Origin of the sequence: Gardnerella sp. DNF00257 (assembly GCF_049262745.1) — a bacterium.
Lineage (GTDB): Bacteria > Actinomycetota > Actinomycetes > Actinomycetales > Bifidobacteriaceae > Bifidobacterium > Bifidobacterium piotii.
Map to the genome: position 1 here is coordinate 86175 of NZ_CP058403.1, position 14458 is coordinate 100632.

The 14458-nt window shown below is 45.8% G+C and carries 10 protein-coding genes and 1 other RNA gene; 9 read left to right on the forward strand and 2 right to left on the reverse strand.

Translation table 11 applies throughout. The features are described from left to right. Window positions 1-9 precede the first annotated feature (9 nt). An RNA gene (ffs, locus tag HXT23_RS00295) (signal recognition particle sRNA small type) lies at window positions 10-106 on the forward strand. A 407-nt stretch (window positions 107-513) separates the two neighbouring features. Here the strand turns inward: ffs and HXT23_RS00300 are convergent. Then, the gene (locus HXT23_RS00300) at window positions 514-1443 is read right to left on the reverse strand and encodes an ORF6N domain-containing protein (RefSeq protein ID WP_422112875.1); all 930 of its coding nucleotides are present in this window, start codon (window positions 1441-1443) and stop codon (window positions 514-516) included. Window positions 1444-2165: 722 nt separating this feature from the next. Between HXT23_RS00300 and HXT23_RS00305 the strand changes: the two genes are divergently transcribed. Beyond that, a complete protein-coding gene (locus HXT23_RS00305) occupies window positions 2166-3341 on the forward strand; it encodes a hypothetical protein (RefSeq protein ID WP_422112876.1) in 1176 nt (391 codons plus the stop codon). Between the two features lie 414 nt (window positions 3342-3755). Further along, window positions 3756-5408 carry a CAP domain-containing protein gene (locus HXT23_RS00310; RefSeq protein ID WP_422112877.1) on the forward strand — a complete coding sequence of 551 codons (1653 nt, stop codon included), beginning with the start codon at window positions 3756-3758 and terminating at the stop codon, window positions 5406-5408. Window positions 5409-5738: 330 nt separating this feature from the next. Here the strand turns inward: HXT23_RS00310 and HXT23_RS00315 are convergent, their stop codons facing one another. Then, window positions 5739-6128: a hypothetical protein gene (locus HXT23_RS00315; RefSeq protein ID WP_410294402.1), complete on the reverse strand. Its 390-nt coding sequence runs from the start codon at window positions 6126-6128 to the stop codon at window positions 5739-5741. Here HXT23_RS00315 and HXT23_RS00320 point away from each other — a divergent pair. From HXT23_RS00320 to HXT23_RS00345, 6 genes are all read left to right on the forward strand, one after another. Then, window positions 6115-6741 carry a phosphatase PAP2 family protein gene (locus HXT23_RS00320; protein ID WP_422112878.1) on the forward strand — a complete coding sequence of 209 codons (627 nt, stop codon included), beginning with the start codon at window positions 6115-6117 and terminating at the stop codon, window positions 6739-6741. The two genes, HXT23_RS00315 and HXT23_RS00320, sit on opposite strands and share 14 nt — an antisense overlap. Window positions 6742-6931: 190 nt before the next feature. After that, window positions 6932-9841 carry a type I DNA topoisomerase gene (gene topA / locus HXT23_RS00325; RefSeq protein WP_422112879.1) on the forward strand — a complete coding sequence of 970 codons (2910 nt, stop codon included), beginning with the start codon at window positions 6932-6934 and terminating at the stop codon, window positions 9839-9841. A gap of 21 nt (window positions 9842-9862) precedes the next feature. After that, entirely contained in the window at window positions 9863-10579 is a 717-nt protein-coding gene (gene tmk, locus HXT23_RS00330) for a dTMP kinase (protein ID WP_422112880.1), read from the forward strand. Window positions 10580-10597: 18 nt separating this feature from the next. Then, window positions 10598-11797, forward strand: coding sequence for a DNA polymerase III subunit delta' (locus tag HXT23_RS00335; protein ID WP_422112881.1), 1200 nt, complete (start codon window positions 10598-10600; stop codon window positions 11795-11797). A 196-nt stretch (window positions 11798-11993) separates the two neighbouring features. Continuing rightward, window positions 11994-12545 carry a YbhB/YbcL family Raf kinase inhibitor-like protein gene (locus HXT23_RS00340; RefSeq protein ID WP_115757704.1) on the forward strand — a complete coding sequence of 184 codons (552 nt, stop codon included), beginning with the start codon at window positions 11994-11996 and terminating at the stop codon, window positions 12543-12545. A gap of 211 nt (window positions 12546-12756) precedes the next feature. Beyond that, window positions 12757-14364 carry a C69 family dipeptidase gene (locus HXT23_RS00345; protein ID WP_422112882.1) on the forward strand — a complete coding sequence of 536 codons (1608 nt, stop codon included), beginning with the start codon at window positions 12757-12759 and terminating at the stop codon, window positions 14362-14364. The last annotated feature ends 94 nt before the right edge of the window (window positions 14365-14458 follow it).

Sequence of the window (14458 nt, forward strand, 5' to 3'; positions counted from 1 at the left end):
GTAATATAGGTAGAGCCTCCGCGTGGCACTACGTCACCCAATCCCCCCAGGGCAGGAATGCAGCAAGGGTAAGTGGCCTCTGGTGGGTGCGCGGGGGTTTTCTGTATTCTGCGCTCCGAATTGCCTTCGCGCTACGCTTTAAGCGCTCAAGCAGGTCGTCGCGCAAACGCACTGCATAAACACGCAAAACCGTAGTGTGTTTGTACTTAAAATATGGCGTGTCTATATTGACTCTTGAAAAATTCCATGGGAAAATCGTATTAACAGAACCTCTCCACGCTTAATGTATTTTACATGCGGACCACGGAGAGGGCTTTTTGTATTGCGCCATGCGCCTTGCCCGCGCGCTTAGAACTCCAACTCGGGATTCTTTAACAACTCATCAAACATCGCATGATACAAGCGCAAAGGCAGGTCGTGTCGTTCGCGCGGTCTAAGCGCGCGAACGTCTTCGCCGCGCAGAAGCAGTGCTTCTGCTTTGAGCGGCTCAGCGCTCCGAATTACCTTTTCGCGCTACGCTTTAAGCGAAAAGGCAGGTCGGAGCGCACAAAGGTAAACAGCCTCATCGTCTGTTCCATAATCTATAGCCACATATCTATCGTGATACTTTCTGCAAGCAGTCTTAAACTTCAAATCAACACTAGGATAATCGCTTACAAAATCATGCAACATACTTTCCGTAAGCATATTCTTGTTCCTAGCATTATCACTAAAAACTACAATTTCAACCCCTTCACTGGCAAACCGCAATAGCTCCAACGTTTTAAGACCAATATAATTATCTACAACATAAATGCTTTTCTTAGCCGACTTATATATTTTGCAATATGCAAGATCCGCTTCTATTTTATTGCCGTCCATAAGAAGAAAATGTTTATACGTATTTGGATTAATAAAATTATCCATTACCTTATTAAAATCTTCCTTCGTTGCCATTTGAGATTTTATTTCCGCTATGTCTTTAGTATTCCGGCTTGTTTGAATCGCAAGCTTAGCTAATTCATTCTCGCCAATAAAATCCTTATTTTCAACAATATAATCCTTCATTTGCTTAAAGGTTCTAATAAGAGCTTTCGACTGCATTGTGGCAAGTTCGCCTCTTAGCACAGTCATGAGCATATAAATACCTTGCTCCGTAAAAGCATAAGGCAACTTTCTGCGACCGCCCCAACTTGATGTAGAATTTTTCGACATCAAGTTTTTGAACTCATCAGCAGTTAGCTGAAACATAAAGTCGTTATCAAATTTTTCTATGTTATTTTTTACCTGCTCGTTGAATCTCGCTGTAGTATACCCATAGATTTCAGCAAGCTCAAAATCAAGCATGACTTTCTGATTGCGAATGTTGTAGATTTTCTCTTTTATCGCTTTAGCATCTATTATCATTCCAATAGACGCGTTTTTAAATTCCGCAATCGTTAAATTTTTATTCTGCTCTACCATAAGACCCTCCTAAAAATGTACGTAAAACCTAGCGCCATGCAACAAAAACTACACTTCTGACACAATCCCCATGAATCACAAGCAATCAGGGTTATTCCCCAAAATCAAACACAAGACACATAACATATAACAACTAGCAAAACTAGCATGCATCAGCGCATAAATGTCATTTTATAAGATTTTATAGATAAGAAGCAACAAAAAAATAGGTTTTTCATTCCAAAGCGCGCGAGAAGGTAATTCGGAGCGCTGAGCCGCTTAAGGTAGAAGCATTGCTTCTGTGTGGCGAAGACGTTCGCGCGCTGTAACGCGCGAACGGTTGACGCTTTTTGTACCATTTTTGACCTAAATCACGTACAAACTCGGGAAAATTAACTGCGCTATTGTTGAACGACACGCGCGGAAATCTTTCCTTAAAAAAACCTGGGAAAATTCTTCAAAAACCTTGAAATGCGCATTTTTACGGTTTGAGCGTTATTTATCTACAAATTTTACGGCGAGTGTGGCCTAATTGTGAATTAGTTTGCGTATAACATCATTTTTTTCGGTTTAGCACGTGTGGCTGGTGCTTGACTTTTTCAAACGGGGGGGGGGTATGTTAATAGCAACATCACACGGTGGATAACCGTTGGTGAAAATGCGCGAACGCGCGTTTTATATTTTCCTCGCCGCATTGCGAGTTGTTCGCTTTGCGAGTGGTGGAGAAGAAGAAAGGAAATAAAATGATGAATAAGAAGGCTATCGCCGCTTTCGCCGCTGGCGCAACTTTGCTTGCCGGCTTTGCAATGGCAACCCCAGCATTCGCTGCTGATAAGACTGAAGCTCCTAAGAAGGAAGCTGAAAAGGAAATGTCTGGCCTTGAAAAGGCTCAGGATGCTGTTAATAAGGCTCAGGCTGCTCTTGATAAAGCTAACACAGATAAGGCTGCTAAGGATAAGGCTGCTAAGGATGCTTCCGATGCTTGGACTGCAGCTAAGAATGCTGGTGCTCCAAAGGGCGCTAAGGAAGATCAAACAACCCATGTATATGCTAAGGATGACACTGTTGCTTTGACAACAGAAGAGGGAAACACTCTTCAGAAGTTCTTGGATAAGCAGACTGCCGTTAAGACTACAGCTGATGCTGCTGCTAAGGCTGATGAGGCTGTTAAGACCGCTGATGCTAACTTGAAGGCTGCTCAGACCGCTCTTGTCAACTACAAGGATCCAGTCAAGCCAGCTGACCCATCTGAGTCCACTCTTAAGGCTGCTTTGGTAAAGACCAGCGCTGATTTCGACGAAGCTAACGGCAAGCTCGAGAAGGCCTACACCAAGTTCGATGCTGCATACTCTGATGTAAAGGCTGCTCAAGCCAAGCTTGATAGCGCAAATGCTGCTCTTGCAAGCTTCAAGACTGCTCATGACGAGTATACCAAAGCAGATAAGGTTGAGTTGGCTCGACTTGGTAAGGCTGTTAAGGACGCTACTGAAGAAGTAAACGACGCTACTAAGGCTTACAACAAGGCTAAGGACGAGCTTGGAAAGGCATTTACCGCTGCTCACAATGCTTGGTCTGCTTACAAGACTGCATTCAAGGCTGCTAAGGATAAGAATGCTGCTTTGGTTGCTGGCTATGCTTTGCCAGATGACTTAGAGCCACTTGCTGCTAACTACCAGCCAGGCGTTGCCCACGTTACACCAGGCGCTGCTGGCCACACTGCCCCAGGTGCTCAGCCAGGTAAGGCTGGCGCTGCTAATGGTGCTGCCGCTGCTGGTTCTAAGGCTGAGGTTGAGAACAAGAACGGCAAGGACAAGCGCGGTAACACCCACACTGGTACTGGTGTTGGCGTAACTTTGACCGCTTTGGCTGCCACCATGCTTGCTGGCATGGGTGCTGCTGTTCGCAAGGCTCGTCACTAAGCTAAAAGTGTAAAACTAAATTTGTCTAGCTGCGTAGTTTAAGCATTGCGATTTATGCGCTTAGTAGTAATTATTAATCGCATTATTAATCGCGTTGCTAATTGCGCAGCTAGATAAATACCCTCGGCTCGAAATTTAAGAGCGTTTATACTTGCGCTCAACGGTTGGTAAGGGGTTTTGTAGGGAAGCGCCTTGCTGATATGCCAATTGCGTGCTTACTAATTGCTTAAACTCTGATTTGCTATTAATTTTCTTTCTTCTTGGAGTTTTAGCGTTAGATAGTGTGTTTTAGGTGTTGAGCGTGTTGCTTTCGGTTTTGTTTGCTACTAGGGGCATTCAAAGCCGAAAGCTTTTTTGTTATTTGTCTCTGTAGTAAAGGCCTATAGTAAACCCCTATAGTAAAAGAGAGAATCCATGAAAAAGCAAACTCCAAAATCTGCCGAAAAAATGGCTTTCAATTCATTTTCTAACAACTCTTTCAGTTCATTTTCTAAAAAATTCACCGCTGCAACCGTAGCCGCAATTTTGGCTGGTTCAGCGGTTTCTATGTTTGGAGCTACTGCAAACACCGCTTTTGCTAGCGATGTAACAGTATCTAGCTACGCGCACCCAGTAACCAGTTACGATAGCACCAGCGCAAAAAGCACTGCTAGCGGGCTTTTTGCAAGCGTAATGGATAATGAATCCTTTACGCGTGCTCAGCGCGATGATGCAGCTAAAGCTTTTGCCATATTGCATGGTTTTACAGAAAAGCCAAACTGGTACGATTCAAAAGTAAAGCTTAATAGCGGCGAAGAATCCCCTGATTACATTACGCGCTTGAACAATTCAATATCGTATATGCGCGCGATTAACGAGTATCGCAAGAGTCGTGGGCTTAATCCTCTTGGCGTAAGTCTTTACATGACGGCAGTCGCAATAAATGACGCGTTCTATTCTGCCAATATTTTTGACCACGCAATGCACTATAAGACGTTTGAAAATTTGGCTTGGGGTTCATACGATAGCGGAACCTACGATGGCGGCAGCACCACGGATACCATGACTGGCGCAATGAAAATGTGGATTACTGACGAAAAAGCCAAGTATGATGACTTTATAGCTAAGGGTATGTCTGTTGGCGGAATAAATTCTGGCTATTATAGAGAGTTTGGCCACTACCTAAACTTCATTAATCCAACGCTTACGGCAATGGGTCTTACTAGCGGAAATATTAGCAACGAGTACGGCACTGTTATATCTTGGGAAGCTGTTCCAGCTAGCTACTTGGAAGGCAATAAGGCGCCATTTACGCTGGGCGAGTACCAAAAGCTTATTAATGCATACATTAATGGGCAGCCTTATGATGTGACGCCAAGCGAGGAGACGCCAAGTGATGTGACGCCTGCGCCTGCGCCTGTTCCTTCGGACGTGACGCCTTCTGACGTGACTCCTTCGGATGTAACGCCTTCTGATTTTGACTTCTCGCCAAGCTTTGATGTGACGCCAAGTGAGGATACTTATACGCCTTCTGACTTTGATTTCACTCCTTCGTTTGACGTAACGCCTTCTGAGGATACTCCGTCTGATTTTGACTTTACGCCGAGCTTTGATGTGACGCCTTCTGAGGATACTTATACTCCTTCTGATTTCGATTTCTCGCCAAGCTTTGATGTGACTCCGTCTGAGGATACTTATACTCCTTCTGATTTCGATTTCACGCCAAGCTTCGACGTAACGCCTGATGTGACTCCGTCTGAGGATACTTATACTCCTTCTGATTTCGATTTCACGCCAAGCTTCGACGTAACGCCTGATGTGACTCCGTCTGAGGATACTTATACTCCGTCTGACTTCGACTTCTCGCCAAGTTTCGACGTAACGCCTTCAGAGGATACTCCTTCTGACTTCGACTTCACGCCAAACTTTGATGTGACGCCAAGTGAGGATACTTATACTCCTTCTGATTTTGACTTCTCGCCAAGCTTTGACGAGGCGCCAGCTAGTGATTCTGATTCAAACGTGACGTCAAGTGATTTTACGTTTGATTACAACTTCGACACTGTAGACGCTCGGCGCTTTGACTGAGCTTGAAATTGCATAACGCATTTCAAGCTCCTTCAAAGCGCTGAGCCGCTTAAGCGTAAAGTCCAGTGGACTTTACGCGCGGCGAAGACGTGAGCGCGGCTAATCCGCGCGAGCGACATGACCTGTCTGTGCGCTTAGAGCGTGCTATTCCTCACGGCTTAATAGTCGTGAGGAATAGCGCTATGGAGCGCATGGAGTGTTGTTTGATAAAATATTGCGTATGGGTCAATTTGAAGGCAGCAAGATTATCGGCAGCGCCGACGACAGTGATAATAGCCAGATTATCGGCGATATCCAGCTAACTCAAAACTCTAATAGCAGCAAAGTCAATCAAGATATTTCTAAGCTCGATCCATTGATGAATCGCCCTAGAATATCAACAATCGTGTTATGCGCTATATTCGCATTGATTTTTGCTGCATCTGCTAGTGCTGTATGGCTTCTAGCTGTTAGAACACCAATCGGCCAATCGTACGAAGAAATGGTAATCAGCACTTTTGGATATAGTGCCATTCCGCCAACATTCGCCGCAATTTTAGCGCCGCTTAGAAGTTCCATAATCGTTATAGTTTTATCTGCACTAATTTGCGTTGCGGCATTAATAATATCAATCATAAGAAAACGATGGTTGCTGCTTGCACAATGCTGTGCAATATTCGTGCTATCGCTTGCTGCAGAGCCATTAAAACGCATTCTTCCTAGGCAAATGCTTGTAAACATTGCTACTCTTGCAAAAAATTCCGCACCTTCTGGCCACACTCTTTTAATGGCGGCTGCTTGCGCAATACTTGTTTGCGCGGCGTCTCGCGCGTTTAGAGCATGGGCTGCAGCTGGAGCAGCGTTAATAACGTTTTTGCTGGCTGTGGCACTTATGGGAGGCCGCTGGCATAGACCTGCAGACGTTGTAATGTCGGTACTAATAGTAGGCGCAATCTCTTGCGCTGTAATGGCTTTTACGCGCGGTTCTGCAATGGATTTGCCTGGACGCAGAAAGTCGTCTATAAGCGTGCAAATTGTTGGAAGCGCAATGATTACAATGGGCGTTATTTGCATCTCGTATTTTGCGTACATGTTTTATCAAATCATGCCAGGCATTGAGCTGGGCGCAAAATGGGCGATTGGCGTTTCGCACGTTTTAACATATTGGGCTGTTGCAGGTGCGTGTAGCCTAACCTTCGGCGTTTTAATGGTTATTAAGCAATGCGCGGCCGCTCCTTTAAGCAGACTCGGATTAGTTGGAGCGCCTCCTATGCCTCCTGCTGCACCATCAAAAAGCGATGAGCAAAGTCAGTCTAATGAAAGCGATTTGTTAAAAATGCTATCGTCTAATTGAATAAAAAATAATTAAAATTGAATAAAAAATAAGTAAAGTGGTATATATAGGAGTATATGCTGATATTTCGCAAAGTTTGATTTTGTTGATTTTGCAGAATTTGCAGCGCGTATTGCGTTAGAGTTGGCGTGGATTTAGTAATAAAAGCGCGGAATTGCATATAGAATGCATATGAATGAAAGGAGAGAGTATGACAGAGCAGAATAAGCTTGTCATTGTGGAGTCTCCCACTAAAGCGCGTAAAATAGGCGGATATCTTGGAAGCGGATACACGGTTATGGCGTCTGTAGGCCATATTCGCGATTTAGCACAGCCAAGTCAGGTTCCAGCCGCTAAAAAGGCGGAATTTGGCAAGTTTGGCGTAGATGTAAACAATGGTTTTGAGCCATACTACGTTGTTGGCGCAGATAAAAAGAAAACAGTTTCGGACTTAAAGGCTGCGCTCGCAAAGTCGGGCGAATTGTTCCTCGCAACTGATGAGGATCGCGAAGGAGAGGCGATTGCTTGGCATCTTGTGCAAGCACTTAAGCCAAAAGTTCCAGTAAAGCGCATGGTGTTTCACGAGATTACAAAGCCCGCGATTCAAGCTTCGCTTGCTAACACGCGAGACGTTGACAACCACATGGTTGACGCGCAAGAAACGCGCCGCGTGTTGGATAGATTGTACGGCTACGAGCTTTCGCCAGTTTTGTGGCGTAAAGTTGGGCCAGGTCTTTCGGCTGGTCGAGTGCAATCTGTTGCAACGCGTTTGATTGTTGAGCGCGAGCGCGAGCGAATGGCGTTTAGAAAAGCAAGCTACTGGGATGTTTGCGCGGATTTGAGTGCAAACGGCGTTGATTTTACGGCGCGAATGACGGCTCTAAACGGAGCGCGTTTGGCTGGTTCTAAAGATTTTAACTCGCTTGGAGAGCTTCAAAAAGCCAAGGGCGAATCTGCTTTAGCGCACTATTTAAGCGAGGCAGACGCTTGCGCGATTGCACAAATCCTTGGCGCGGCCGATTTTGTTGTAAACTCAATGGACACTAAGCCGTATCGCCGCCGCCCATTGCCTCCGTTTACAACGTCTACTCTTCAGCAAACTGCTGGAAACCGCTTGTCTATGAGCTCTCGCCAAACTATGCGCGCGGCCCAATCTTTGTACGAAAACGGTTATATAACCTACATGCGTACGGATTCTGTAACGCTTTCTAAAGAGGCGATTTTTGCGGCTCGAGATTGCGTTAAGTCTAGTTTTGGCAGCGAGTATTTAGCGGATTCTCCAAAGCAGTATGCTACGACTTCTGCAGGCGCTCAAGAAGCGCACGAGTGTATTCGTCCTGCTGGATCTACTTTTAGGAATCCTGCGGATTTGGCTGGCGTGCTGCCTGCCGATCAGCTTAAGCTTTACACGCTTATTTGGCAGCGCACGCTTGCGTCTCAAATGGCGGATGCTACTGGTTTTACAGCTACAGTTAAGCTAGACGCTTTAGCTGGCAGCTTTGGAACGGCTAATTTCCAGGCTTCTGGAACCGTTATTGAGTTTGCTGGATTTATGAAGGTGTTTGGCGGATTTAGCGAAGACGAGCAGTCTAAGGCTTTGCCGCCTATGGCTAATGGCGATGTTCTTAAAGCTTTGCAAGTTAGTGCGGATGGTCATGAAACTCAGCCGCCAGCTCGCTATACGGAAGCGTCTTTAGTTAAAACGCTTGAAGCTAAAGAGATTGGTAGGCCGTCTACTTACGCTAGCATTATTTCTACGATTATTGACCGCGGATACGTGTATGAGCGTGGGCGTGCGTTGATTCCAAGCTGGCTTGCTTTTGCGGTTATTAAGCTTTTGGAATCTAATTTCCCAACTTACGTTGACTACGCGTTTACAGCAGACATGGAAAATGGCTTGGACCGCATTGCGCATGGCGAGGAAGCTGGTAAAGATTGGCTTTACAAGTTTTACTTTGGAGATGATGCGGCGGCTGCTTGCGATTCTGCGGTTGCTGGCGACTTTGCAATGCGTGAAGGCTTGCAAAAGCAGGTTGATCAGCTTGGTGAGATTGACGCTCGAGAGATTAACACGATTGATATTGGCGGCGGATTGCACGTGCGCGTAGGCAGATACGGCCCATATTTGGAAGATACTAAGAATCTAGACGAAGAGGGCAATGCGCGCAGAGCTTCGATTCCAAGCACTTTAGCTCCAGACGAGTTGAGCGAGCAGGTTGCTAGAGATTTGATTGAGAACAACTCTGACGGCCCGCGCGTTTTGGGAACAGATCCGCAAACTGGCGGCAGTGTAGAAGTTAGGAACGGGCGTTTTGGCGCGTACGTTGCGCTTGTTGAGGCTGCGGATGAGGCTTCGGGCGAGGGTAAGTCGCAAGCAACCGACGATTCCGCTAAAACTGGCGCAAAGTCTTCTGCAAAGTCTTCTGCAAAATCCAAGAAGACTGCTAAAGCTAAGCCAAAAATGGCGTCTTTGTTCAAAACAATGGACCCTGCAACAATAACTTTGCAAGACGCTTTGAAACTTTTGAATTTGCCGCGATTAGTTGGCGTTGTAGAAGAAGTTGACGAGCAGGGCGAGGTTAAGCGCGCAAGGATTGAGGCGAATAATGGGCGATACGGCCCGTATTTGACTAAGACTTACGAGCGAACGGATTCTGGCGATTCGGCTGCGGATTCTAAGCCAGATAACCGCTCACTTGCAAGCGAAGACGCGATTTTTAGCGTGACTTTAGACGAAGCTAAGGAGCTGTTTGCGCAACCAAAGTACGGCAAGCGCACGCGTGGAGCTGCAAAACCGCCACTTAGGGAGCTTGGAGAAGACCCAGAAAGCGGCAAGCCAGTTGTAATTAAAGATGGCTTCTACGGAGCTTATATTACGGATGGCGTTACGAATCGCACGCTTCCAAAGCAATACACGCCTGAGTCGATTGAGCCGCAAGTTGCGTTTGAGCTTTTGGCGCAAAAGCGCGCGGCAGGGCCTGTAAAGCGCAAGAGAGCGGCCGCTAAGAAGACGGCAACAAAGAAGACGGCAACAAAGAAGACGGCTGCTAAGAAAACAGCAGCTAAAAAGCCTGCTGCAAAAAAGAGCACAGCAAAAAAGTCTACGACTAAATCCGAGTAAACCCGTAAGAGGTATGCGAAAATGGCTATATGTCTTAAAAAAAGCGGGCTTAGTGGCTTAAACAAGGGTCTTAAGGGTCTTTTTATATCTTTTGAAGGTATAGACGGCGTTGGGAAAACAACGCAAGTCGAAGCTTTGCGCGATTTTTTGCAAGCGCGCGGGCTTGAGGTTGTTGTGACTAGAGAGCCTGGCGGCACGCAATTGGGAAAACAGTTGCGAGATATTCTTTTGCACGGAGATTCGATTTGTGCGCGTGCCGAAGCTCTGCTTTTTGCAGCGGATCGTGCTCAACACGCTGCGCAAATCATTATTCCAGCATTGCAGCGCGGTGCGGTTGTTATAACGGATCGCTACATTGATTCTTCGCTAGCGTACCAATCGGGTGGGCGCGAGCTCACTATGCAAGACGTGCGCGATTTAAGCGAGTGGGCGTCTAATTGCCTTTGGCCAAATCGCACGTATTTGCTAGATATGAGCGAGAAGGATGCTGCTGTGCGATTGCATGGGCAGGCGGATCGCATGGAAAGTGCAGGGCTTGATTTTGCGAAGCGCACGCGTGAAGCGTTTTTGGATCTTGCTGCAAAAAATGCGCAAAGATTTTGCGTTTTAGATGCCACTTTGCCAGCTTGCGATTTATCGAAGTTGATTGCTAAAGACGTGTGCGAGTTGATGGATAATGCTGGCGTGCGTTACTGTTGCGAAAAATCGCCAGAAACCGCAGAAAATCAAGGATTTTAGGATTTTAGGACTTTAGCAATGGACGTTTGGGAATCGGTAGTTGGTCAATCGCAAGTTGTTGAGCGTCTTAAAAAAGTAGCGCAAGGCGATTCAAGCAAAATCGCGCAATCGTGGCTTATTTGCGGTGCAGCTGGATTTGGGTGCGCAAAAGTGGCAAGAGCGTTTGCAGCAGCATTGCAATCGCGCGGAAAAATTGCAAGCAACCGAGCCGCCGAAAATTCCGCCACTCAAATAAATACTCAAATAAATACTCAAATAAATCCAGATAAAATCGCAAGTGAAGTATTGGCTGGAACAAGCCCAGACGTAAACATTTTAAGCACAGACAAAGTTACAGTAAGCATTGACGAAGTGCGCGAAATAGTGTCCATGTCGGAGCAAATGCCAAGTGTTGCGCCGTGGAGAATCATAATAATCGAAGACGTTGGGCGTATGCTTGAGCGCACAACAAACGTTTTGCTAAAAGAAATCGAAGAGCCAGCACCTCGCACAATTTGGATTCTTTGCGCAGCAAGCGCGGCGGATGTTTTGCCAACAATTAGGTCTAGGTCTCAAATAGTGAATTTGTCGCAACCAAATGACCAAGATGTTCAAGAATACGTGCAACAAAGCGCACACATTGATGCAAAAACGGCGGAAAATGTGGCTCGCGTAGCTCAAGGAAACGTTGATTTAGCAATGCTTTATGCAACAAGTGAGCGTGCTAGAAGCAAGCGAGAAGAGCTTGTGGCTAGTGTTTTGCGACTTGGCCGCTCAATAGATGCGATTATGCTTGCGCAAACGCTAATCGAAGACGCTAAAGCGCAGGCAGAAGACGAAGTGCAAAAATCTGTTGAAGCCGAGCAAAGCGAGTTTTTGCGCATAAATGGCATTAAGCCAACAGATAAAATTCCGCCTAAAATTCGTAGCGCATACAATGCGATTGGCAAAAAAGACGACGTTAAGCGCAAAGTCACTCGCGTAAGTAGAGATGTTCTAAACCGCGCAATAGACGCGATTTGCAGCATTTACAGAGATGTGCTTGTTGTTCTAAACAATGCGCAATTACAAACGCCGCTTGTGAATCAAGAATTTAAAGCAGAGATTATGCAGCTTTCTAAAAAAATTACAGCAGAGCGCGCGCTTAAATGTCTTGATGCGCTTGCTGTGGCTAAAAAGCGACTTGCTGGGAATGGCAATGCAACGCTTGTTTTTGAAGCGCTTTTATGCTCGCTGTAATCTGCCTGAGCGCGCTGTAATGCGCGAACGATTTTCCGCTTTTTGTACGTAAATTGGGTCGATTTTGGTACAAAGTGCGGAAAATAACTCCGGGTTTTGTACGTGATTTAGGTCAAATATGGTACAAAGTGCGGAAGTGCATTTGTGTAAAAATGAATTATTTTGTATAGTCACAGCGGTAGTAGATACTTAAATTATGAATATTTCTACAGATTTCACCACTATTCCAGACAACTTTGCAAAAGCTGCGCCGAAAGAAAACAAGATTAACGGCGTTCCAGTCGTGTCTTTTCCATTTTATGTAGACAAGTTGCCTGATTTTGTGCACTACTTGCATTGGCGATTTGTAGACGACGACGCTATACCAGTGTGCGGATTCCAGTGGATTCATTGGGTTGTGGCAAATGTTCCAGTGGAAGCGCTTATGTTTGACTTTAACGACTCGCGCGCTTTGCAAATTCCTCAGGACTTTTCGCGCACAATGCCAACCATGATTCCAGAAGTTGTGCAAGGGCGAAACTCGCAAGCTAGCCGATTTGTGGGATGCACGGACCCTTCTATTACTATGCGTTACAACGGTCCGCAGCCTCCAGACAAGGATCACGACTACATGCTAGAAGTGTTCGGCACGCAAAAACCTCTTCCAAATCTTAAAGAGGGCTTCTACCTTAACGAAATGATGAATGAAATCAGGCATTATGATTCGTATGTAGACGTTAACGGATTATATTTGCGAGGAAAAGCTTAGAGTTTAGGATTTTGTGATTTTAGAATTTTGGTCTTTGTGCTTATGATTTAGGCTTTATATGGCTTCGCGCGGATTAATCGCAAGCAGCTTACGACTAGATGCGCGTGTGTAAAATAGTCAAAACTAAGCAAAACTAATCTAAACAAACAAAATTATCTAAAATAATCAAATAACCAAAATAATCAAAAATTAGAAAAATGAGGATGCAAATATGGCATGCACAACAATTTTAGTAGGACGCAAAGCGAGCTACGACGGCTCCACGCTTATTGCGCGTAACGAAGACTCCGCAAACGGCGAGTTTAACCCAAAGCGCTTAGTAGTAGTTAAGCCGCAAGACCAGCCTCGCGTTTATAAGTCCGTGCTTAGCCACGTAACAGTAGAGCTTCCAGATAATCCAATGCAATACACAAGCGTGCCAAACGCAGACTTGCGCGAAGGAATTTGGGGAGAAGCTGGCATTAACGAAGCAAACGTGGCAATGAGCGCTACAGAAACGCTTACATCCAACGAGCGCGTGCTGGGCGCAGACCCAATGGTGGAGCTTCAAAAAGCGCAAGGCAAGGAAGGCGACGCTGATTATAAGCCAGAAGTGCCAGGCGGAATTGGAGAAGAAGACTTCTTAACGCTTGTTTTGCCTTATATTCGTAGCGCTCGCGAAGGCGTTGAGCGTTTGGGCGCGTTGCTAGAAAAGTACGGCACTTACGAGATGAACGGCGTTGCGTTCTCGGATGTAAACGAGATTTGGTGGATGGAAACTGTTGGCGGACACCACTGGATTGCTAAGCGTGTGCCAGACGAGGCGTATGTTGTTATGCCAAATCAGCTTGGAATTGACGAGTTTGATTTAGAAGACGCTCTAGGAGACAAAGAAGAGCACATGTGCTCGGCTGATTTGCTTGAGTTTATTGAAGAAAACCACTTAGATTTGTCGGTAGAAAACGCTTCGCCGTTTAATCCTCGAGATGCTTTTGGATCCCATTCAGATGCGGATCACGTGTACAACACGCCGCGCGCGTGGTTTATGGAGCGTTTCTTGAATCCTTATGATGAAGTGTGGGATGGTAAAGACGCGGATCATAAGCCAGATAGCAACGATATTCCGTGGGCGCGTCAGCCTGAGCGCAAAGTGACGGTTGAAGACGTTAAGTACGTGCTTAGCTCGCACTATCAGGGAACTGAGTACGATCCTTACGGCAAGCTTGGCGATGAGCATACGCGTCATCTTTTCCGCCCAATCGGCATTAATCGCCAAAGCCAGCTGGCTGTTATGCAAATCCGCCCTTATATGCCAGAAGCGTTCCGCACAATTCAGTGGATGGCGTACGGCTCTAACCCGTTTAATGCTTTAGTTCCGTTCTACGCAAATGTAAACGAAACTCCAAAGTATTTGGAAGATACAACTACTCGCGTAACAAGCGAAAACTTCTATTGGGAAAATCGCATTATTGCAGCTCTTGCGGATGCTGCATTTAACGACACTGCAAATGCGATTGAGCGTTACCAAGAAGTTGTTGGTTCTCTTGGCCACGCAATGGTTAAGTCTACGGATGCTGCTGTTGCAAAGATTCTTGGCGTTTCTTTGAAGGATTACGAGCCAGAGCGCGAAGGTGATGAAGGCGAAGATTATGATGATTTAGTTCGGAATGTGGATGCTATTATTGCGCAGCTTAGAAACGAAGACGTGCGCGCGGCTTTGGCTAAAGCGAACGAGGGTATGGCAGCAAAGTTAAAGAAAGAAACCGATTCTTTGCTTGACACAGTTCTGTACATAACTAGCATGCGAATGAAGAATGGTTTTAATCGCTCCGATCACTAATCGCAAGCCGTTATAGACGTTACTAATAACGCGCATAGTTTTAATGTAATATTGCTATACCACGCCTATGCAATCGTATAGTATAAAAATTGTT

Excerpts from the sequence above, each read along its gene's own strand:
- HXT23_RS00300 (WP_422112875.1), bottom strand. The coding sequence starts at position 1,443 with ATGGTAGAGCAGAATAAAAATTTAACGATTGCGGAATTTAAAAACGCG.
- HXT23_RS00310 (WP_422112877.1), top strand. The coding sequence starts at position 3,756 with ATGAAAAAGCAAACTCCAAAATCTGCCGAAAAAATGGCTTTCAATTCA.
- topA (WP_422112879.1), top strand. The coding sequence starts at position 6,932 with ATGACAGAGCAGAATAAGCTTGTCATTGTGGAGTCTCCCACTAAAGCG.
- HXT23_RS00340 (WP_115757704.1), top strand. The coding sequence starts at position 11,994 with ATGAATATTTCTACAGATTTCACCACTATTCCAGACAACTTTGCAAAA.
- tmk (WP_422112880.1), top strand. The coding sequence starts at position 9,863 with ATGGCTATATGTCTTAAAAAAAGCGGGCTTAGTGGCTTAAACAAGGGT.
- HXT23_RS00335 (WP_422112881.1), top strand. The coding sequence starts at position 10,598 with ATGGACGTTTGGGAATCGGTAGTTGGTCAATCGCAAGTTGTTGAGCGT.
- HXT23_RS00320 (WP_422112878.1), top strand. The coding sequence starts at position 6,115 with ATGCTTGTAAACATTGCTACTCTTGCAAAAAATTCCGCACCTTCTGGC.
- HXT23_RS00315 (WP_410294402.1), bottom strand. The coding sequence starts at position 6,128 with ATGTTTACAAGCATTTGCCTAGGAAGAATGCGTTTTAATGGCTCTGCA.
- HXT23_RS00345 (WP_422112882.1), top strand. The coding sequence starts at position 12,757 with ATGGCATGCACAACAATTTTAGTAGGACGCAAAGCGAGCTACGACGGC.
- HXT23_RS00305 (WP_422112876.1), top strand. The coding sequence starts at position 2,166 with ATGATGAATAAGAAGGCTATCGCCGCTTTCGCCGCTGGCGCAACTTTG.